This window comes from Williamsia sp. Y721, assembly GCF_059683565.1.
The window spans coordinates 1029763-1049233 of sequence record NZ_JCASNH010000001.1 but is presented as its reverse complement, the minus strand read 5'-3'; the positions used below and the strand labels follow the sequence as shown (position 1 = coordinate 1049233).

The window sequence follows — 19471 nt, the reverse complement described above, 5'->3', positions numbered from 1 at the left end:
GATGTGTCAGAGGCTGGCGGAGAAAACACCGGGAAGTGGTGCGGGAGCAATCCCGTCACGCGCAGCTGTGGTGTGACGATTCTCGACGAAGCGCAAGCCGAGGTTGTCGCGCAACGTTTTTCCTTCGTATTCCTCCCGGACGACACCGCGCTCTCGCAGGATCGGCAGTACCTCGTCGACGAACCGGCGGAACTGCGCGGGATGCCCGATGTGGATGTTGATGCCGTCGAGTGCCCTGCCATCAAGCCACCGTTGCAATTCGTTCGCGATGGTCTCGGCGCTGCCGGTGAAGGGTGAGAGCTTCGGTGAACTCAGTGCCTCAACTGTCTGTCGCAACGTCAGTCCACGCTCGACGGCCAGGTCGGTGATCTTCTTGGCGTTGGTGTAGAAGCTGCGCTCGGCAAACTTCAGCGCTTCGGTGGGGAACGGAGCATCGAGGTCATACTGGCGGAAGTCGTGCCATCCGAATGGCCGGCCGAGCTCGTTGAGCGACTTGTCGAAGTTGTTGTCCGCCAATTGCTCCGCGCGTTCGATCTCACGCGCATCCTCATCGGTGTCACCGACGGTCACCGATACGCCGGGCAGGATCACGATGTCGTCGGCTGAACGTCCCAATGCCGTGGCCCGGCCTTTGATGTCCGCGTAGAACGCGGCGCCGGCTTCGAAACTCGGCGCATGCGTGAAGATTCCATCTGCGATCCGCGCGCCCAGATCACGGCCCTGCTCGGAGTCCCCCGCCTGGAAGATCACCGGTTGCCCCTGCCTGGAACGCTCGATGTTGAGCGGACCGACGACAGAGAAGTACTCACCACGATGATCCAGGGTGTGCAGCTTGCTCGGATCGAGGAATCGCCTGGACTCCTTGTCACGCGGGAACGCATCGTCCTCGTAGGAATCCCACAGCGCCTTGACGACCTCGACATGCTCCAGTCCGCGACCGTATCTCGTGGCGTAGTCGTAATGCTCTTCGAGGCTGTAGTTTCCGGCGGTTCCCGCATCCCCGCTCGTGACGACGTTCCAGCCGGCCCGACCTCGACTGATGAGGTCAAGCGACGCGAAACGACGGGCAACGTTGAAAGGCTGATTGAATGAGGTTGTCAGCGTTCCGACGAGGCCGATGTTCTTTGTTGCCACCGCCAGTGCCGACAAAAGGGTCAGCGGCTCCAGCCGGTTGAGGTAGTGCGGAGGCGAATCCGGGGTGATGTACTGGCTGTCGACGATGAATACGAGATCGAACTTTGCGTCCTCGGCGATGCGCGCATATTTGATGTACCAGTCGATATCGACACTTGCGTCGCCGGGGATCTCCGGGTCGAGCCATGAATAAGGATGACCTGGACCACCGGTCGGGGTCAGTACCGCCCCCAGCTTGAGTTGCCGCTTGGTCATGAAATGCTCCTTATGTGAATGCCGTTGGCGGAGTGGCTCGCCCGTGTTGCCTCGAAGTGTATGAAACAAAAGAACGGGTGCAGAGGTTTAGATTCTCCGAGGTTCGAAACATATTTCTTTGTTGCGGCGCAGCGCCAGAACATAGTTCGTCAGTCAAAGAACTCGCGTGTCGACTCGACAACCGCGCTGGCGACGAGGTCTGCGAGCTGGCCGATTCCCTCGGCGTCGTCAGGCAATTGGGTCGCCGAAATCCGCAGCAGTTCGCGGTTTGCTGATTCGACGAACGAGCGTGATCCTGCTCCGACCGAGATTCCTTGGCGCGCAAGGGCAACCAGCGCAGCAGTCTCATCCGACACCGTCACCCACACAACCAGACCGTGCGTTCCCGCACGCGCGTCGATGCCACGGGCCACCAGCTGGGCGATCAGCGCGGCGCGGCGCGCGGCGTATCTCTCCTGGGCCACGCGGACAGCGCGTTCGGCGTCGTCGCTGTCGATCAGATACGCCAGTGTGTCCTGCAGAATGCGACTGTTCGATCCGACGCCGTGGCTGCGCAGCCTCATCGCCGCCTCGATCAGTTCTCGAGATCCCCCCAAAACCGAAGTGCGAACGTCGATTCCGTAGGCCTTGCAGTAGCTGCGAATCCGCACGACCCGGTCCGGTAGCGCAGCGCCCATCGTCGGCAGCTCACCCGACCTCAGCGGTCCTATCGAATCATCCTCGATAACCCAGGCCCTGGGGTGGGCAGCAAGAACCTGCGCGAGTTCCTCGGTGCGTTCGTTCGTGACGACGTGATCGACGGCAAACGGGGCGCCCGGCTGGAAGACAAATGCCACTGCGCCGGCCGCCAAGGCCGCATCCAGTTGATCGGGACACGGACCGTCTGCGTCCGCACCGACACCGATCGCATGCAGACCTAGATCCCGAATCGTGTCCAGCACGCCGGGTCCGAGCGGTTCGTCCACGGCAATCGTCGACCCGGGCGGGGCCGCTGCCTCGAGCGCGAGTAACAACGCCTCGGTACCACCGCCCGCAGTCGCCCATGACTGCGGTTCGAACGGCCAGCTTTGCTCGACCGCCCGTTGCAACCGTCGGGTCATCAGTTCGCGGCCGAACACATTCAGGGTCTCCGCCCCGAGACTGGACATCAGCGCATCCGCCAACGACGGCTGTAGGGCCAGGTCGGGTGCGTTCTGCGCGAGATCGACTCCGCGCCAGTCGGCGATTCCCCTCTCGGGCACGCTGTCTCGCGGCGGGAGGACCACGGTCCCCCCACGCCGGCGGGTCTGCACAAATCCCTGGTCTTGCAGTTGCGCCCACGCCTGGACGATAGCGCCGACGGTCAACTCGGTCGTCTTCGCAAGCGAGCGGACCGTTGGTAGACGGTCTCCGACCGAGATCTCGCCCGACCTGATCAGATCGGCAATCGCATCGGCGAGGTTGTTCGTGCGACCGGAGATTCGGCCGCTCAGCCATTCTGCAGCAATCACTTCGGATTCAAGCGCCGCCGGCATCGCCGTTCCCTTCGATTGCTGCGCTGCAGCTCGGACGACCACGGCTATCCGGCGAGCACACCGGCCCGAACGCGATCGATGATGTCAGGCGCACCAGGCAGGCGGAGCCGTTCGAGGAACTGCACGATCTCGGCCGCCACAGATCGGTGGGCAACGTCGTTGAGGATGTCGTGCCGGCCGTCGTTGACGATCACCAGGCGCGCGTTGGGCAGGGACTGGGCCAACCGTTGTACCTCATCAGCCGGACTGATCACATCGGCAGAGCCGTGCACGATCAAGACAGGAACCGATGTTGCGGAAAGAGACTCGTGCGTCACGATCGTCGCCGCGTCTTCAAGAGCTCCCCGATCGAGACCGTCGGCCGAGCCGAGTACGCCTCGATGGACCGGGCATGCCGTCCTGATCTCGAGTTCCTCCGCCCAGTCCACGGACGGCGTCACTGCCGAGTCCACGAGAAGTCCGGCAACAACCACACCGGTGACGCCGGGTGTTGCTGCTGCGACTGCCAGAGCCTCTGTGGCGCCGGAGTCGGATCCCACCACGACAATCGGTAACGAAGCATCCGCGTCGGCAGTCGCGCGAAAGCTCGCGTCGAGGTCGCCGTCCACCACTGATACCCGGTACCCGTCGATTGCGATACGTCGAGCAAAACGTCCGTACACCCCGGCATGTTCACCGCGTCCGGCGATGACGATCACCGAACCACGCACAGTTGCTTCCGGTTCCAACCACTCGATGCTCACAGATGTCCTAACCCGAGATTTTCCCCGCACGGGGTTGTCAGGCAACCATCTCGCGGCCGGGCATGGTGAACAAGATTAAGGCTCAGGCCGAACAAAACTCGCACATCGGACCTTTCCTTGACCATTTGTTCGGAACATATTCGGTGCCGCCGCGTTGCGGACTTGTCTGAAATCGTGGGATCCACGTCCTGGACGCCGACAGCACGTTGGAAGATGCTGTACCGGTGACCAGAACAGTCGTCGTGCTCGCGTATGAGGGTGTCCAAGCACTCGACCTGGTCGGCCCTGCAGAGGTCTTCGACACCGCCACACTCCTGCTCCCGGCATCCGAAGGGTATGACGTCGTCGTGGCCTCCCCGACCGGCCGACCGATTCGGACCGGCGGATCGCTCACGTTTCACACCGTGCCGCTACCGGAACCGGGTCCTCACATTCACACGCTGATCATCCCCGGCGGGATCGGGGCCATCGACCACAGTACCGGACCATCCTGCGCGAAATGGCTGCGCGACAGACGCTTTGGGTCGACACGTGTCGCCACTGTGTGCACCGGGGCCTTCCTCGCAGCCGAAGCAGGTCTGCTCGACGGACTGGTAGCCACCACGCACTGGGCACTGGCCGACGAACTGGGGCTGCGATATCCGAACGTCACGGTCGATCCCGCGGCGATCTTTCGTCGCAGCTCGGACCGGATCTGGACCTCGGCCGGTGTGACATCGGGTATCGATCTCTCGCTTGCGCTGGTGGAAGACGACCACGGCCAGGACATCGCACAGTCGGTGGCCCAGTGGCTCGTGTTGTACCGCCGCAGATCCGGGTTTCAATCGCAATTCGCGCCACCGGTGTGGACGCCGCGGGCACGATCAACACCTATTCGCAACACGCAGGAGTGCATTGAGGCCGATCCCTCCCAGTCGTGGGGTGTGCCCGACCTCGCCCACCGCGCCGGGATGAGCGAGCGGCACTTCACCCGGTTGTTCACTTCCGAGGTAGGCACTCCACCGGGCCGGTACGTCGAGAAGATTCGCGTGGACGTCGCCCGAACGCATCTCGAAGCGTCGGGCGACACCCACGCTTCCATCGCCGCACGATGTGGCTTCCGTTCCGCCGAGGTGATGCGGCGTGCATTTCTGCGAAACCTCGGCATACCACCCGAAACGTATCGCCAATCCTTCTCGCATGCCCCGGAATCGACTGCGCACGACCTGAACCCACCGAAGGGCTGACATGACCCAGATTGCAATCGTCCTGTACCCCGGATTCACCGCACTCGACGTGATCGGGCCCTACGAGGTGCTCCGATTCCTGCCCGCTGCCGACATCAGGTTCGTGTGGCACGAAACGGGGCCCATCGCGGCCGACTCCGGAATCGCGATCCTCGGCGCCACCCACACCTTGGACGAAACACCCTCGCCTGACATCGTTGTGGTGCCGGGCGGTAGTTCGTCGGTGGGAATCCATGCCGGGGATGGAGTGCTGCTCGAATGGCTCGGGCGGGCACATGAATCCACGACGTGGACGGCCTCGGTCTGTGCCGGTTCCGTAATCCTGGCGGCGGCCGGGATCTTGAAGGGTCAGCGTGCCACCAGTCATTGGCAGGCGCTGCCCTCGCTCCGCTTGTTCGGTGTGACACCGGTCGCGGATCAACGCATTGTGTTCACCGAGCGGGTGGTCTCCAGCGCGGGCGTCTCGGCGGGGATCGATCTGGCATTCTCCATAGCGGAAAAGGTCAGCGGGACAACGCGGGCCGAGGCGATTCAACTGGCGATCGAATACGATCCGCAGCCACCTTTTGATGCCGGGCATTTCAGCAAGGCATCGACTTCCGCCCGGGCGCTCGCCATGAGCCTGCTCGCCAGGGAGACGATCAACCCCGCGCATCTGTCCGCATTGACCAAGCTCGCCTGGACGCAAGCGCTCGCGAAGGCACGCGCTCCCAGATCCGGCCGCCCGAGAATCCGCTCCACGTGAAACGATCCGTCCCGTGGGCTCAGTCCCGGGACCCACCGATACCGGCGTCGCGGGCACGGGCCACCGCTTCTGCCCTGGTCCGGGCCCGCATCTTGGCGAGGATCTCACTGACCCGGTTCCGGACCGTCTTCTCCGACAAGAACAGTCGTCGTGCGATGGCGGCATTGTCGAGTCCGGTCGCCATCAGGTCCAGCACTTCACGTTCGCGGCCGGTGAGCTCGGGAAAGGCCTGCGGCCCCGACGTCCGATGCCCGTTGGCGGCGAAAAAGCCGACCACCTGTTCGGCGACGCGCGGACCGAACACGGCATCCCCCCTGGCGACGGCGGCGATGGTGCGCTGCACATCATCGGCCTCTGCCTCCTTGAGGAGGTACCCGCGGGCACCGGCGCGCAATGCCGCAAAAACCGAGTCCGAATCCTCACTCATGGTCAACACGATGACCGCGACATCGGGGTACAGCTCGGCCACGCGGGCCGTGGCCGACAGCCCGCCGATACCCGGCATCCGCAGGTCCATCAGCACCACCTGCGGACGCAGTTCGCCGATGGCCACCAACGCACTTTCGCCGTCTGTTGCTTCACCGACCACCACGACGTCATCCATCGCGGCGAGCACCGCAAGCATCCCGGCCCGGAACAGGGCGTGGTCATCGACAACCAATACGGTGGTCACAGATTGACAACCTCTCCTTGTGCCGGAACGGTATTCATCGGGAGCGTCAGCCTTACCACGGTGCCGCCCCCGGCGGCGCCCAGATGCTCGACGCGGCCACCGACCTCGGCTGCGCGTTGCCGCATGCTGGTCAGTCCGACGCCCGGCGCTGGACGCACCGGCATACCGCGACCGTTGTCGCTGACGCGGAGTTCGAGATGGAGATCGTCGCGTTCGACGTCGATCCGCACACGCGATGCAGCACTGTGCCGGACAACGTTGGTGACCGCTTCGGCCGCAATCGCATAGGTGGCCACTTCTGCTGCTGCGGACAGGTCGGCGACATCGTCGCATTGCACCGATCCTTCGATGACGCCGAGCCCGTCCACCAGTTGCCGCAGGGCCAGCGCCAGGCCGAGCTGATCGAGGACCGGTGGACGCAACCCATGTGAGACCGCCCGCACTTGCACCACGGTCTCGCGGACTCGATCACGGATTCCTTTGGCCGTCTGCGCATCCGCCTCGTCACTGCTCTTGCGCAGTGACACCGCCAGCGCGTCCATCTGCAGGGCGATCCCAGCCAGGGCAGGTCCCACGCCGTCATGCAGATCATTGCGCAACCGCCGCCGCTCCTCTTCCCGCGCGGCAACGATGCGGGCTCGACTGTTCTCGGTTTCGGTGACCAGCGCAGCGGCGTAGGCCATCATCGCCGCATGCGCTGCGGACTGTTCCAACAGCTCCCGTTCGTCGCCGGTGAATCCTTCACCGGCCCGGCGCGGCGCCACCTCGAGCTGACCGACCCGGCGGCCAAGGGCAACTGCCTCGATGGCGATCACACGTTCGGGCCGCTGCCCTTCACCGACCCGGACCACACCCTCGAAAGCCACATAGGGCAACCGTAATTCGGTTCGCAAGGCCAGGATCAGATCGGCCAATGCCGCGCGGGGCTCCGACGACAACGACACCGCGGCCGAGATCTTCGGGGCCAGCGCCCTCGAACCCCGCAGCTGGGGAAACCACCAATCGTCGATGAGCCGTTGCAAACCGGCCCGAACCGCGAAGGCGCCGAGCACACAGACCACGACCAGCGCGACGCCCGCCCTCGAACCTGCCAGCTCCGGATCGATCTGCCACAACAGCAGCCCACCGCCCGCGGCGACCACACCGACGACCACCACCAGGACGATGGAGCGACTGAGCGCAAACTCGGCGTCCCGCAATCGATATCGCATGACGGCCGCGACCACCGCGACTGGTGGAGCCAACAACGCGATCACGAAAGCGGTGCTGCCGAGGTCGGACTCACCGAAGAGAATGGCCACCAGCAAGCCACCGGCAAGCACGATCCCGCCGACCATGAACCACTGCAACTGTGCCCGCTGCACCCCGACAGCGCGGCGGGTACGTCTGATGACCGCCACAACAGCGAGCGGCGTGGCCACACCCAGACAGAGGAATGAGCAGATGAGGGTCACATAGTTGAGCGCATACAACGCGTCGATCTGAATCGGATTACGCACCGCCGCATCGACATCGGCCCGCTCCGGCACCAGCAGCCGGGCCACGGTGGCCGAACAGGCAAGGGCGATCACCGTCAGCCCGAGGGTCCGCTCGAACCGCGAGCCGAAGCGTCCATCGGGAAAGATCAGTGGCAGCAACGGCAGAACAAAGAAGTAGACGACAAAGCCGAACATCGAGATCCAGTCGGTGAACCCCGCCAGCGGCAGCGGCGTCACCTTCTTGTCCCACACGCTGTACTGGCCGAGAAGCAGATACACACTGATCAAACCGGTGCCGACCAGCAACCAGCCACAACGGTTGCGCGGCTGATGCCACAGCACCGCGACCCCGGCCAGCGGCCACACCGAACCGAGCACCACGTCGCCGACGAACATCGGTTCGGTGCCGGCGCGGCCGGTCAATTCATGACGGAGCAGCACCGCCCCGACCGCACAGGCGACCGCGGTCAGCGCGCAGCCCAGAGCAAGTCGCCGCAGCGCGGAATCGCCCAACCCGTCGGCCCTGTCACGCAGCCGGGCAGCAGTGTCACCGAACCGGTTACCGACCGCGCGGACAGGAGATCTCACGCGCTCATCGTGGCATGCCGAATCCGTAGAAGTCGCTGCTCGGGCGAAGATTCCCGGTGATCCGGGGCAGGTGTCCCTGTTGCCCGGGACGGCTCCCGCCCCACAGTTCTCCCATGTCAACCGACGACAGCGACCGCCCCCGACCACAGGAGAATTGCGATGACCACACCGAGCACCCAGGTTTCGGAGACCGAGAACGATCCGAACACGTCGAAGAGCCGATGGCCCTGGCTGGGCGTGGCTGCCGGAATCGGAGCATTGGCCGGCACGCTGGCCTTCGACCTACATCCGGAGTGGGACGAGGACAAGGCCTACAACGCGGACATTGTCGACGACATCAGTAGCGGCAAGGCCCATGGTTCGATCATTGCCGGTTATCTGACCGTCGCGCTGCTCCTGGTGCTCGCCGCAGCCTGGCGCCGCCATGTCGAGCCGCGTACCCCCGGCAGCACCGCCGCTCGGGTGGTTCCGCTGGCCTTCACCGCCTCGGCAGGCGCCCTGTCCCTTGGCTACGGATGGAAAGGTGCGATGGGTCTGTACAACGGCGGCAACGAGGACGGCACCTTCGACAAGGACGGACTCTATGTCCTCTACGTCCTCAACGACTTCGGCTCGTTCATCGGCTATCTGGGTGTGACCATCGCGGCCGGGGCCATCGCCTGGATGGCCCTGCGCGAGCGCCTGATCTCCCGCTGGATCGGCGTGATCAGCATTCTCGCGCTGCTGCCGGTGATCGGTACCGTCGCGGCATTCGGGCTACCCGGATTCCCGGGTGTTGTCGGCGGCGCCTGGCTGGTGGTCGCCTTCGCCGGACTGGCGCTCGGCAAGAGCACCATCACCCGATGAGCGCAGCGACCATCGATCGGAAGGGTGAAGATCACTGATCTGGACCGGGCGTAGTGTGATGCGCGTCACAATGGGGAGGTAGCCTCCTACCGCCCACAACGCACCCAGGAGTCACGGTGACCGACACCCAGGAACGCCGACCGGAACCACACGTCGACCTGATCCGCACCGACCCCGATCTACCGCCGGTGGCGATCATCGATCGCAGTCCGATGACAGTCGGAAAACGGGTCATCTTCGCGGTGATCGCCATCATCGGCGCGTGCGCCTGGGCGATCATCGCGTTGGTGCGTGGCGAGTCCGTCAACGCCGTCTGGTTTGTCATCGCCGCGATCTGCACGTACATCATCGGATACCGGTTCTACGCGCGGCTGATCGAGATGAAGATCGTCCGTCCGCGCGATGATCACGCCACCCCGGCCGAGGTCCTCGACAACGCCCAGGATTACATGCCCACCGATCGACGGGTGTTGTTCGGCCACCACTTCGCGGCCATCGCCGGCGCCGGGCCGCTGGTGGGACCGGTGCTGGCGTCACAGATGGGCTACCTGCCCGGCACCATCTGGATCATCATCGGCGCGGTGTTCGCCGGGTGCGTCCAGGATTACCTGGTGCTCTCGATCTCGGTGCGGCGACGAGGCAGAAGCCTCGGGCAGATGGCCCGCGACGAACTCGGAGATGTCGGTGGATTCGCGGCGTTGATCGCTGTTTTCGCCATCATGATCATCTTGATCGCGGTGCTGGCCCTGGTGGTTGTCAACGCGTTGGCCGAAAGTCCCTGGGGTGTCTTCTCGATCGCCATGACCATCCCCATCGCGCTGTTCATGGGTGTGTATCTACGCGTTCTGCGGCCAGGCCGGGTGTCAGAGGTCTCGCTGATCGGCTTCGCACTGCTGATACTGGCGATCATCTCAGGACGCTGGGTCGGTGAATCAGGCTGGGGCCGAGACTTGTTCAGTCTTTCGCCCGTGGTTCTGAGCTGGTGCATCATCATCTACGGATTCGCCGCTGCGGTGTTGCCCGTCTGGCTGCTGCTGGCACCGCGCGACTACCTGTCCACCTTCATGAAGGTCGGCACGATCGTGCTGCTGGCACTGGGCATCGTGATCGCCCGGCCGGTGATGCAGGCACCGGCGGTCAGCGAATTCGCGAGCAACGGTGAGGGTCCGGCCTTTGCCGGAGCATTGTTCCCGTTCCTCTTCATCACCATCGCGTGTGGCGCGCTCTCGGGCTTCCATGCGCTGATCGCCTCGGGGACGACACCGAAGATGCTCGAGAAGGAAAGTCAGGCCAGGATCATCGGATACGGCGGCATGCTGACCGAGTCGTTTGTGGCGATCATGGCGTTGATCACCGCCTGCATCCTCAATCAGCATCTGTACTTCGCGATGAACGCACCGGCGGCGGTTACCGGCGGAACCCCGGAAACCGCTGCGGAATACGTCAACGGCCTCCCGGGCCTGCGGGGTGAACCGGCCACCGCCGCGCAATTGGAGGACGCGGCCAGAGCAGTCGGCGAAGAGTCGATCATCTCCAAGACCGGTGGTGCACCAACACTGGCGATGGGCATGGCCGACACCATGCAGAGTGCGTTCGGCGGAGAATCGTTGCGGTCCTTCTGGTATCACTTCGCGATCATGTTCGAGGCATTGTTCATCCTGACAACCGTGGACGCCGGGACCCGTGTCGCCCGGTTCATGCTCTCGGACGGGCTCAGCAACGTGAAGGGCGGCAAGCGTTTCAAAGATCCTTCGTGGCGGCCCGGCGCCTGGTTGTGCACCCTGATCGTGGTGGGCCTGTGGGGGTCGATCCTGCTGATGGGTGTGACCGATCCCCTCGGTGGCATCAACACCCTGTTCCCGCTCTTCGGCATCGCCAACCAGTTGCTGGCCGCGATCGCGTTGACCGTGGTGCTGGTGATCGTGCTCAAACGCGGACTGTTCAAATGGGCGTGGATACCCGGTGTTCCGCTGGTCTGGGACCTGGTCGTGACCATGACCGCATCGTGGGAGAAGATCTTTTCGGACAATCCCGCCATCGGCTATTGGCAGCAGCATCAAGATTTTGTCGATGCGAAGGATTCAGGCCTGACCGTCTTCAAAAACGCGAAGACGTCCGGAGAGATCGATGCCGTGATCCGCAATACGTTCATCCAGGGCACGTTGTCGATCGTGTTTGCGGTGCTCGTCCTGATCGTCGTCATCGCGGCAGTATTCGTGTCCGTCAAAGCGATTCGCAATCGCGGTCTCCCCACCACCGAGGACGAACCGACCGAGTCCAGGATCTTCGCACCCAGCGGCATGATCGCAACGCCGACAGAAAAGGAGGTGCAGCGAGAATGGGACGAGTACCTCAAGAAGAAGCCAACTCCGCTGTCTCGATGACCAGGCGCGTCATCGGGGCCGTGCGCTGGTACATCGAGTCGGTGATGGGCGACAACGACTATCAGCGCTACGTCGCACACCATCGCTCACGGCATCCGGACACGGCGCCGTTGACCGAGCGTGACTACTGGCGACATCGCTACGCCGCGCAGGACAACAATCCGCAAGGCCGCTGCTGCTGATCGCCGGCGACCGCGAGAACGCCTGCTACGCAGCAGACGTGACCGCGGCACCGTCGCGGCGTGACGGTTCGATGTCGTGCCGTTTGACGAACAAGATGATGGCCAGGATCGGGTAGACCAGGATCGGGGCGAAGGCCCCGACGTAGCTTTGGTCCAAGAGAATCGCCGAGCCGCTGAGCAGTGCGAAGTCGAAGAGTCCGTGCAGTACCGAATTGAGGGCGTTGCTGCCCGAGACCCGTCGGGTGAGATAGAAGAAGTATCCGGCGAAGCTGACCATGATCGCCTGCGGGATCGCGGAAGCCCCATTGCCGAAGACGTTTGTCAGGTGGACTGCACCGAAGATCAGGCTGGACCACAACGCAACCCGGCTCTCTCGCAGGCCATGGTTGCGCAGCATGGTCACACCGATACCGCGGAACATACCTTCCTCGCCCCACCCGACGAACTGGGTCGCAACGAGCAGCACAACGATGAACAGCCACCCCTTGTCGGCGAGCGCACTGTAGTCGATGCCGATCAGGATGGCGCCAAGCAGAACAATGGGCACCGCCCACACCCAGCGGTTGACCGGGCGGTCGTCCTTGATCACCGGTCGCCACCAACCCAGCGCTGCGACAACGGCATACGTGAACACCAGGGCGAGCCCGAGTGGGATCACCATCGTGAAGACGACCCCGCGGGTGGTCAGGGTGTCGTCCTCGCCACCCCAACCCGCGATGAGTCGGCCACCGAGCTGGATGATCACCAGGTACACGATGACGACGACCGCGAAGGCAATGTAGGAAAGTTGTCGCCCGCCAATTCGCGATGCAGTCATGGGTTTCGGTGCGTTCACTACGCCATATTAACGGTGCGCCGCCGACTAACTCAGGGCCGGCGTTGCTGTCCGGCCGAGGTCACCGCCACGCACCCCGGACGTACTGGGGTGCGTATGGCGCCTGGGCCGTATCGAGGCCGAGTTCGTGCGCGGCGCGCAGGGGCCAGGCCGGCTCGCGCAGGGCGGCGCGGCCCAGCAAGACCGCGTCGGCGGCTTCGGAGGCGAGGATCTTCTCGGCCTGTCCTGGCTCGGTGATCAGACCGACCGCGGCAGTCGGCACCCCCGACTGTTCACGAATGGTCCGGGCAAACGGCACCTGGTAGTCCGGACCCACCGGGATCTGCGCCGCGACGTTGCCGCCCGTCGACGTATCGATGAGGTCCACGCCCCGGGTCTCGAGAATGCTCGCAAGTTCCGCACTGTCCTCGGGTGTCCAGCCGCCCTCGGTCCAATCGGTGGCCGAGAGCCGGACGAACAGCGGCTTGTCCGGCGGCCACACCGCGCGTACCGCCTCGACGACCTCGATCAGAAAACGTGTGCGACCGGCGAAATCGCCGCCGTACATGTCGTCGCGCTTGTTGGACAGCGGTGAGAGGAACTGGTGGATCAGATACCCGTGGGCCGCATGGAGTTCGATGACGTCGAACCCGGCCTCGTCGGCGCGGCGGGCTGCAGCGACGAACGCCTGGACCAGGCCATCGATCCCCTTGTGGCTCAAGGCCTCCGGGGTGTTGTATCCGTCGAACGCGATCGCCGATGGGGCGCTGGTCACCCACCCTCCGTCCGCAGGCGAGATCGACCCACTGGCCTCGGCGAACGGCGCGTAGGTCGACGCCTTGCGTCCGGCGTGTGCGAGCTGCATCCCGATCGTTGATCCCTGATCGTGGACGAAGTCGACGATCCGTCGCCACGCCTCGGTGTGCCGATTGCTCCACATCCCGGCGTCTTGCGGGCTGATCCGTCCGTCTGCGGTCACGGCCGATGCCTCGGTCATGATGAGGCCGAACCCACCGGTCGCCCGGCTGCCCAGGTGGACCAGATGCCAGTCGGTGGGCAGACCGTCCTCGGCGAAGCAGCTGTACTGACACATCGGCGCCAGCCACACCCGGTTGGCGATCGTCAGTTCGCGAAGTGTGATCGGCGTGAAGAGCGCGGGAAGAGTCATACGCTCCACAACGATCGGGAGTCGTCATCGATTCCGACGGCCGACAGCCGGGTCCACAGTTGCTGTGCGAGTGACACATCCAGGCCGGCGCCGACGAACTCATCGCTCCAGATCCGCTTGTCTGACCGGCGCAGATGCCACCCGATGAGACGTCCGACGTGTGCTTCATCACTCGTCGCGGCGTACAGGATCGGGAGGGCGCCCTCGTCGGCATCTCGGGAGATGGTCGCGTGCGCGAGCGCCATGACCGTCTTCTGCAGAATGCCGGTTGCCGCGTCGTGCATGGGCGTGGTGCTCATGCCGGGATGTGCGATGAAACTGCGGACCGACGACCCCATCCCACGCAATCGCCGCTCGAGTTCGGCGGCGAAGAGCAGAGTCGCAACTTTCGAGCGCACGTACGCACCGTTGGGTGAGTGGTCATGACCGAACGTCAGGTCCCCGAACTCGAGGTCGGCCCGGAACCTGCGATAGAGGTTGGAACCCACGCTGACCACGCGGGCATCATCACCGCGTTCGAGCAGCGGCAACAACCGGTCGGTGAGTACAAAGTGTCCGACAACGTTGGTGGCGAAGGTGCTCTCGATCCCGTCGACGGTGACCACATGCGGCTGGTTTGCGATGCCCGCATTGAGGACGAGGACGTCCAGCGGGATGTCGTCATCCAGCATCCGGGCAGCAAACGCGTCCACTGAGGCGAGGTCGGCCAGATCCAGTTCGTCGACCCGGCAGCGCGCTTCCGGGTGCTCAAGGCGTATTGCTTCTGCCATCCGTTCCCCTTTGTCGAGATCACGGACCGCCAACACCACCTCGGCCCCGCGTGCCGCGAACTCTCGGGCCACGATCGCGCCCAGACCGCTACTGGCTCCGGTGACGATCACTCGCCTGCCGGTCTGGTCGGGCATCTGATTCAACGTCCAGTGGGTGGTGTTCTCGCTCATCGCTTCTCCTGGTCGTGGAATCGAGATCGAACTGATTCGGATAACTGATCCGCTTCGATAAAGGTAGCAGAAGCGGATAGATGATCCGAATGGATTTCCCCTCCGCTACACTCGCCCCTGTGGACGACATCCAGCACGCACATCGAGGCGAGGGCCTCCGCGCCGATGCGGTGCGCAATCGCGACGCGTTGCTGGCCGCCGCCCGTCACTGCCTCGCATGCGGCGACGACACCCTGGCGATGAACGCATTGGCCAAAGACGCCGGAGTCGGGGTCGGGACGGCTTACCGACATTTCCCCAACCGGCAGGTGCTCCTCGAGGCCCTGGCTGTCGACTCCTTCGACAAGCTGGTCTTGATCGCACGCGAAATCGCGGAAGACCCCGACACCGTGCACGCCCTGGCGCAACTGATCGGATCCGCGATCGAGTTCCAGCTCGACGACCCCGGCCTGGCCGCGGTGCTGGCATCCAAAACCCCCGCCTGCCCGGACACCAAGGAGCTGTTCGGCGAACTGGGACAACTGATTTCGCAGGTCCTCACGCGCGGCGTGCAAGAGGGTGTCATATCGGCCACACTCGACGCCGCCGACATCAAGCATCTGGTCTGCGGCACCGCGTTTGCGGTCCGGACCGCCGGTCGCGACTCGCTGGACAACTACGTCCAGGTGCTCGTCAAAGGGCTACGCGCCTAAACCGTCCCCGCCGGGCCCCGAACGTCACCGACGAACTCTGAACATGGCGGACATCGACCCCGTCCGGCACGTCATCCATTCTGGGCCGGACCCGCGGTCACCGCCTCGATCGCATCCCACATCTGTTGCGCCAGTTCATGATCGAGGCCCACGCCCCTGATCTCGTCGCTCCAGATCCGCTTGTCACCCCGTTTCAGGTGCCAGCCGATGAACCTGTCGGTTTCGGCGTGCTCGCTGGTCGCGGCAAAGAGGAGCGGCAGGACACCTTCCTCCGGCTCACGCGCCACCGTCGCATGTGCCATCGCCATCGCCGCCCTTGGCAGAACACCGGTCACCGTGTTGTGCATGGGCGTCTTGGTGAACCCCGGGTGTGCGACGAAACTCCTTACCGACGAACCACTTTCGCGTAGTCGCCGCTCGAGTTCTACAGCGAACAACACCGTTGCCACCTTCGCTCGGACGTAGGCACCGTGTGGCGAATGATCATGCTCGAAGGTCAGGTCACTGAAGTCGACTTCCATCTTGACCCGCCGGTAGAGGTTGGAGCCGACGCTGACCACCCGCCCCGCGCTTGCCCGTTCGAGAAGTGGCAACAGTCTGCCGGTCAGCTCAAAATGTCCGACGACGTCGGCCGCGAAGGTGCTCTCGATACCGTCCGCAGTCAGCAGATGCGGCTGATTGCCGACCCCCGCATTGAGGATCAGGCCGTCTACCGGCTCGTCCATGACGGCCATTCGTTCGGCGAAGGCGCGCACCGACTGCAAGTCGGTCAACTCTATCTCCCCGACCCGAACACGGGCGTCCGACCGCGCTGCCCGGATCTTGTCCACCACCCGCCGACCTTTGGCGACGTCGCGCACCGCCAGGACCACCTCGGCGCCGCGTTTCGCGAACTCCCGGGCCATGATCGCACCGAGTCCGCTGCTGGCACCCGTGATGATCACCCGCCGTCCACTCTGATCCGGCATCGCTTGCAGATTCCATTGGAAGTACCTGTCAGCCATCGGTGCACCTCCAGACGTCCGATGAACTATCCGGTGCACTTCGAATGTAACCCGTGCGAAAGTTGTCACCGGCAAAGTCGCGATTTGCCGATCCTGGCGGGGTGTCGCCCGTGTCGGTAAGGTCGAGCGAGATCAACAACGATCGATCCGGACGATCGGAACCGTACCCGGAGAGCGACAAGACGGTACTTCCTCAAGGAGGGCCGAAAAGTCATGGCATGGTTCGTACTGGTTGTATCCGGGGTACTCGAGGCGGTCTGGGCCACCGCTCTCGGAAGATCTGAAGGCTTCACGCGCCTGCAACCGAGCATCGTCTTCGGTGTTGCGTTGGTTGCCTCGATGGCCGGGCTGGCGTACGCACTGCGAACACTTCCCATCGGCACCTCATATGCGATCTGGGTCGGCATCGGCGCCGCCCTGACGGTCGCATACGCGATGATCAGCGGCAGCGAGACCACCTCGATCCTCAAGATCGCACTGATCGTGGTCATCGTCGGCGCGGTGATCGGCCTCAAACTGGCGCATTGACGTCAATCACGCATTGGTGCAGTGCGGGGTACGTTCAGCCAACCCTGTTGAGCGCGAGTTGGCGGGTGACCACGTCGACGATCCGGTCCGGTGTCGCGTTCAAGCCCCCCGAGACCCACTCGGCGGTCAGTTCCGCGATTCCGCCGACCAGCAACAGCGCCAAGGGCCGGCGATCCTCGACCGGTACCGCGTCGTCGCCGAAAATCTCCGGAATCCTGGCCGCGAGCAGGCCCGCGAACTCGTTGACGATGGCGCGGCGATGTTCGCGGGTCGCGGCCAGACCGAGAGACTCGGTGAGCACCACCCGCCCCTTGCGCTGATCTTCGGTCATGATGGCGATGAAAGCGCTTATCGCCGAACGTATCTGCTGTTCGGGTGCGGCACCCGGGTCGCCAGACAAGGCCTCCAGGACCGCGGCCCGGACCTCGGCGGCGAGCTCGTCGAGCAGATCGCTCATCAACGCATCGAGTCCACCGAAGCTCTCGTAGAAGTACCGCTCGCTCAGCCCCGCCGACCGACAGACCGCAGTCATCGTCGCCCGCTCCGCTCCCACGGACGAGACGACCTCCAATGCGGCATCGAGCAATTGCCTACGCCGACGGCTCACCCGCTCATGCGCGCTTGCGCCACCGTACTTCCGCTCCGAGACCGCCACCGCACCATGTTGACACCCAACACCCATGTGATGCACGCTACACAATCAGGAAGGCACGTCTGTCAGATAGGAAAGTGATCCATATGACCCACAGAACATCGCCCGCGCCGGTCGGCACCAAACCCATCACCGGTAGTCGCAGCGTGCCATTTCTGGGACACGCCTATGCCTACTTCCGTCGGCCACTGGAGTTGATGGACAAGCAATACCGGACCGGCGGTCCGGTGTCGGAGCTGTCGTTCTTGGGCCAGAAGTGGGCGCTGGTGCTCGGTCCCGACGCCCTCGGGGAAGCCATGATCAACCGCGACGGCGCGCTGGTCAACGGTGCCGGTTGGCGCACCCTGATCGGCCCGTTCTTCGATCGCGGCCTCATGTTGCTCGACGGCGACGAACATCGCAGCCACCGGCGCATCCTGGCGAAGGCGTTCACGCGGGAGCGATTGGCGGCCTACACCGAACTGATGCAGCCGACGATCGCCGAACACGTACGCACCCTGTCTGCGTCGGAGCACCACCTCGCGTACCCGACACTCAAGGAACTCACCCTCGACATCGCGACAGAGCTTTTCATGGGCGGCGCAGAGGGCCTGCAACCCGGGGAAATCGATCGCGTCAACCGGTCGTTCATCGACTGCGTCCAGGCCGCGACCTCGATCGTGCGCTATCCACTCCCCTTCACCCGCTGGCGCCGCGGCGTCCGCGGCCGGGCAACGCTCGAGGAGTTCTTCGCGCGGTATCTGCCGTCACGCCGAGAAGGCCTGGGCGACGACGTGTTCAGTGTGTTGTGCCGGGTCGAGGCCGACGGTGAGCGGCTGTCGGAGCGCGACGTCATCAATCACATGATCTTCCTGATGATGGCCGCCCACGACACCTCTACCAGCACCCTGAGCACGGTCCTCTTCGAACTCGGAAAGCATCCGGAATGGCAGGAACGCTGCCGCCAGGAATCGATGGCGCTGCAGACCAACTCCCCCAACCCGGACCAGCTCGGCGAACTGCATGCGGCGACCCTCGTGATCAAAGAGTGTCAACGGTTGATCACCCCGGTCCCGGTCATCGTGCGACGAGCGCGCGCGGACACCACCATCGCGGGCCATCACATCCCCAAGGGGACGCCGGTCGCGCTCGGTTTGCACCACAACCATCACCTACCCGAACTGTGGACCGATCCGGAACGCTTTGATCCCGAACGCTTTTCAGATGAGCGTCACGAGGACAGGGCGCACAAGTTCGCGTGGAACCCGTTCGGCGGTGGCGCACATCGATGCCTCGGACAGGTGTTCTCGGATCTCGAGGTGCGGTCGGTGCTGCACCACTACCTACTCAACTTCCGGTGGACAGTGCCCGCGGACAGGCCCGCACAGCTGAGCTGGCTTTCACTGCCGTATCCGACCGACGGCATGCCGGTAGACCTGCGCCGGATCAGCTGATCACGAGCGGTCCGCGGCCGCTGCAAGCGCCAGGTCGGCCAGGAAGTTGTCGGCGAGCGTGCGCACCCGCGTCCACTCCGGGGCCGACGCGAGCGCGTCGAAGGCCACCAGGTGAGAGTTTTCCGGCGAGGAGATCTCCGCCAGGAGTCGATCAAGGGACGCCAGATCGCGACGACAGGCCTCGCTGAGCCCCCACGGCATCGAGGTGGTCAGTTCGGTGAACTGCAGGGCGAGTTCATCGACGCCGACATCCAGACGCTCGAGGAATGCGAGCTGATCGACCGCCGGTGACGCCAGGCGGCGAATGACCGATACGAGCGCTCTCGTCCGCAATTCGCCCCCGCGCAGGTCCACCGATTCCGGCCGCCACCTATCACCCCCATTGCCCTCGATACGCGTCAGCGCATCAAAGCCTTGGGGGCCATCCCCTTCGAACATTCGTGACCATCCTCCGGCGGTTGGCGATCCCTC

General features: G+C 64.2%; 19 protein-coding genes and 1 riboswitch. Of the genes, 8 read left to right on the top strand and 11 right to left on the bottom strand.

Annotated elements, in window-relative coordinates; all coding sequences use genetic code 11:
* Nucleotides 1-6: 6 nt before the first annotated feature.
* The 3 genes from AC56PL_RS04525 to AC56PL_RS04515 form a co-directional block, all read right to left on the bottom strand.
* On the bottom strand, nucleotides 7-1389 hold the full coding sequence (locus tag AC56PL_RS04525; protein WP_497153115.1) for an LLM class flavin-dependent oxidoreductase: 1383 nt from the start codon (nucleotides 1387-1389) through the stop codon (nucleotides 7-9).
* A 149-nt stretch (nucleotides 1390-1538) separates the two neighbouring features.
* Nucleotides 1539-2903 carry an aminotransferase class I/II-fold pyridoxal phosphate-dependent enzyme gene (locus AC56PL_RS04520; protein ID WP_497153114.1) on the bottom strand — a complete coding sequence of 455 codons (1365 nt, stop codon included), beginning with the start codon at nucleotides 2901-2903 and terminating at the stop codon, nucleotides 1539-1541.
* A 44-nt stretch (nucleotides 2904-2947) separates the two neighbouring features.
* Entirely contained in the window at nucleotides 2948-3646 is a 699-nt protein-coding gene (locus AC56PL_RS04515; RefSeq protein ID WP_497153113.1) for an alpha/beta hydrolase, read from the bottom strand.
* A gap of 224 nt (nucleotides 3647-3870) precedes the next feature.
* Between AC56PL_RS04515 and AC56PL_RS04510 the strand changes: the two genes are divergently transcribed.
* Nucleotides 3871-4872, top strand: coding sequence for a GlxA family transcriptional regulator (locus AC56PL_RS04510; protein WP_497153112.1), 1002 nt, complete (start codon nucleotides 3871-3873; stop codon nucleotides 4870-4872).
* Nucleotide 4873: 1 nt separating this feature from the next.
* Nucleotides 4874-5617 (top strand): DJ-1/PfpI family protein, encoded by a 744-nt coding sequence (locus AC56PL_RS04505; RefSeq protein ID WP_495515187.1) that lies wholly within the window; start codon nucleotides 4874-4876, stop codon nucleotides 5615-5617.
* 19 nt (nucleotides 5618-5636) lie between these two features.
* Here the strand turns inward: AC56PL_RS04505 and AC56PL_RS04500 are convergent, their stop codons facing one another.
* Complete coding sequence (locus AC56PL_RS04500; protein WP_497153111.1) at nucleotides 5637-6290, bottom strand: response regulator; 654 nt, start codon at nucleotides 6288-6290, stop codon at nucleotides 5637-5639.
* On the bottom strand, nucleotides 6287-8356 hold the full coding sequence (locus tag AC56PL_RS04495; RefSeq protein WP_497153110.1) for a sensor histidine kinase: 2070 nt from the start codon (nucleotides 8354-8356) through the stop codon (nucleotides 6287-6289). The genes AC56PL_RS04500 and AC56PL_RS04495 overlap by 4 nt, the downstream gene beginning before the upstream one ends.
* 159 nt (nucleotides 8357-8515) lie before the next feature.
* Between AC56PL_RS04495 and AC56PL_RS04490 the strand changes: the two genes are divergently transcribed.
* From AC56PL_RS04490 to AC56PL_RS04480, 3 genes are all read left to right on the top strand, one after another.
* Nucleotides 8516-9202: a hypothetical protein gene (locus tag AC56PL_RS04490; protein WP_495515184.1), complete on the top strand. Its 687-nt coding sequence runs from the start codon at nucleotides 8516-8518 to the stop codon at nucleotides 9200-9202.
* 116 nt (nucleotides 9203-9318) lie between these two features.
* A complete protein-coding gene (locus tag AC56PL_RS04485) occupies nucleotides 9319-11586 on the top strand; it encodes a carbon starvation CstA family protein (protein ID WP_497153109.1) in 2268 nt (755 codons plus the stop codon).
* Nucleotides 11583-11768 carry a YbdD/YjiX family protein gene (locus tag AC56PL_RS04480; protein ID WP_497153108.1) on the top strand — a complete coding sequence of 62 codons (186 nt, stop codon included), beginning with the start codon at nucleotides 11583-11585 and terminating at the stop codon, nucleotides 11766-11768. The genes AC56PL_RS04485 and AC56PL_RS04480 overlap by 4 nt, the downstream gene beginning before the upstream one ends.
* Before the next feature lie 25 nt (nucleotides 11769-11793).
* On the opposite strand, the gene AC56PL_RS04475 is transcribed toward AC56PL_RS04480, so the two are convergent.
* The 3 genes from AC56PL_RS04475 to AC56PL_RS04465 form a co-directional block, all read right to left on the bottom strand.
* A complete protein-coding gene (locus AC56PL_RS04475; protein ID WP_497153107.1) occupies nucleotides 11794-12603 on the bottom strand; it encodes a CPBP family intramembrane glutamic endopeptidase in 810 nt (269 codons plus the stop codon).
* A 61-nt stretch (nucleotides 12604-12664) separates the two neighbouring features.
* Complete coding sequence (locus AC56PL_RS04470) at nucleotides 12665-13750, bottom strand: oxidoreductase (protein WP_495515180.1); 1086 nt, start codon at nucleotides 13748-13750, stop codon at nucleotides 12665-12667.
* A complete protein-coding gene (locus AC56PL_RS04465) occupies nucleotides 13747-14691 on the bottom strand; it encodes an SDR family NAD(P)-dependent oxidoreductase (RefSeq protein WP_497153106.1) in 945 nt (314 codons plus the stop codon). The genes AC56PL_RS04470 and AC56PL_RS04465 overlap by 4 nt, the downstream gene beginning before the upstream one ends.
* A gap of 119 nt (nucleotides 14692-14810) precedes the next feature.
* Here AC56PL_RS04465 and AC56PL_RS04460 point away from each other — a divergent pair, with 119 nt between their 5' ends.
* Nucleotides 14811-15383: a TetR family transcriptional regulator gene (locus tag AC56PL_RS04460; protein ID WP_495515178.1), complete on the top strand. Its 573-nt coding sequence runs from the start codon at nucleotides 14811-14813 to the stop codon at nucleotides 15381-15383.
* A 71-nt stretch (nucleotides 15384-15454) separates the two neighbouring features.
* Here AC56PL_RS04460 and AC56PL_RS04455 read toward each other — a convergent pair whose 3' ends face one another.
* Complete coding sequence (locus AC56PL_RS04455; RefSeq protein ID WP_497153105.1) at nucleotides 15455-16387, bottom strand: SDR family NAD(P)-dependent oxidoreductase; 933 nt, start codon at nucleotides 16385-16387, stop codon at nucleotides 15455-15457.
* Nucleotides 16388-16512: 125 nt separating this feature from the next.
* Nucleotides 16513-16579, top strand: a riboswitch (guanidine-III (ykkC-III) riboswitch).
* A gap of 21 nt (nucleotides 16580-16600) precedes the next feature.
* Between AC56PL_RS04455 and AC56PL_RS04450 the strand changes: the two genes are divergently transcribed.
* Nucleotides 16601-16915, top strand: coding sequence for an SMR family transporter (locus AC56PL_RS04450; protein ID WP_495515176.1), 315 nt, complete (start codon nucleotides 16601-16603; stop codon nucleotides 16913-16915).
* A 34-nt stretch (nucleotides 16916-16949) separates the two neighbouring features.
* Here the strand turns inward: AC56PL_RS04450 and AC56PL_RS04445 are convergent, their stop codons facing one another.
* Nucleotides 16950-17597, bottom strand: a complete 648-nt coding sequence (locus AC56PL_RS04445; RefSeq protein WP_495515175.1) for a TetR family transcriptional regulator — start codon at nucleotides 17595-17597, stop codon at nucleotides 16950-16952.
* A 56-nt stretch (nucleotides 17598-17653) separates the two neighbouring features.
* On the opposite strand from AC56PL_RS04445, the gene AC56PL_RS04440 reads away from it, so the two are divergent.
* Nucleotides 17654-19000: a cytochrome P450 gene (locus AC56PL_RS04440; RefSeq protein WP_497153104.1), complete on the top strand. Its 1347-nt coding sequence runs from the start codon at nucleotides 17654-17656 to the stop codon at nucleotides 18998-19000.
* Here AC56PL_RS04440 and AC56PL_RS04435 read toward each other — a convergent pair whose 3' ends face one another.
* Complete coding sequence (locus AC56PL_RS04435; RefSeq protein WP_495515173.1) at nucleotides 19001-19438, bottom strand: hypothetical protein; 438 nt, start codon at nucleotides 19436-19438, stop codon at nucleotides 19001-19003.
* Nucleotides 19439-19471: the final 33 nt, after the last annotated feature.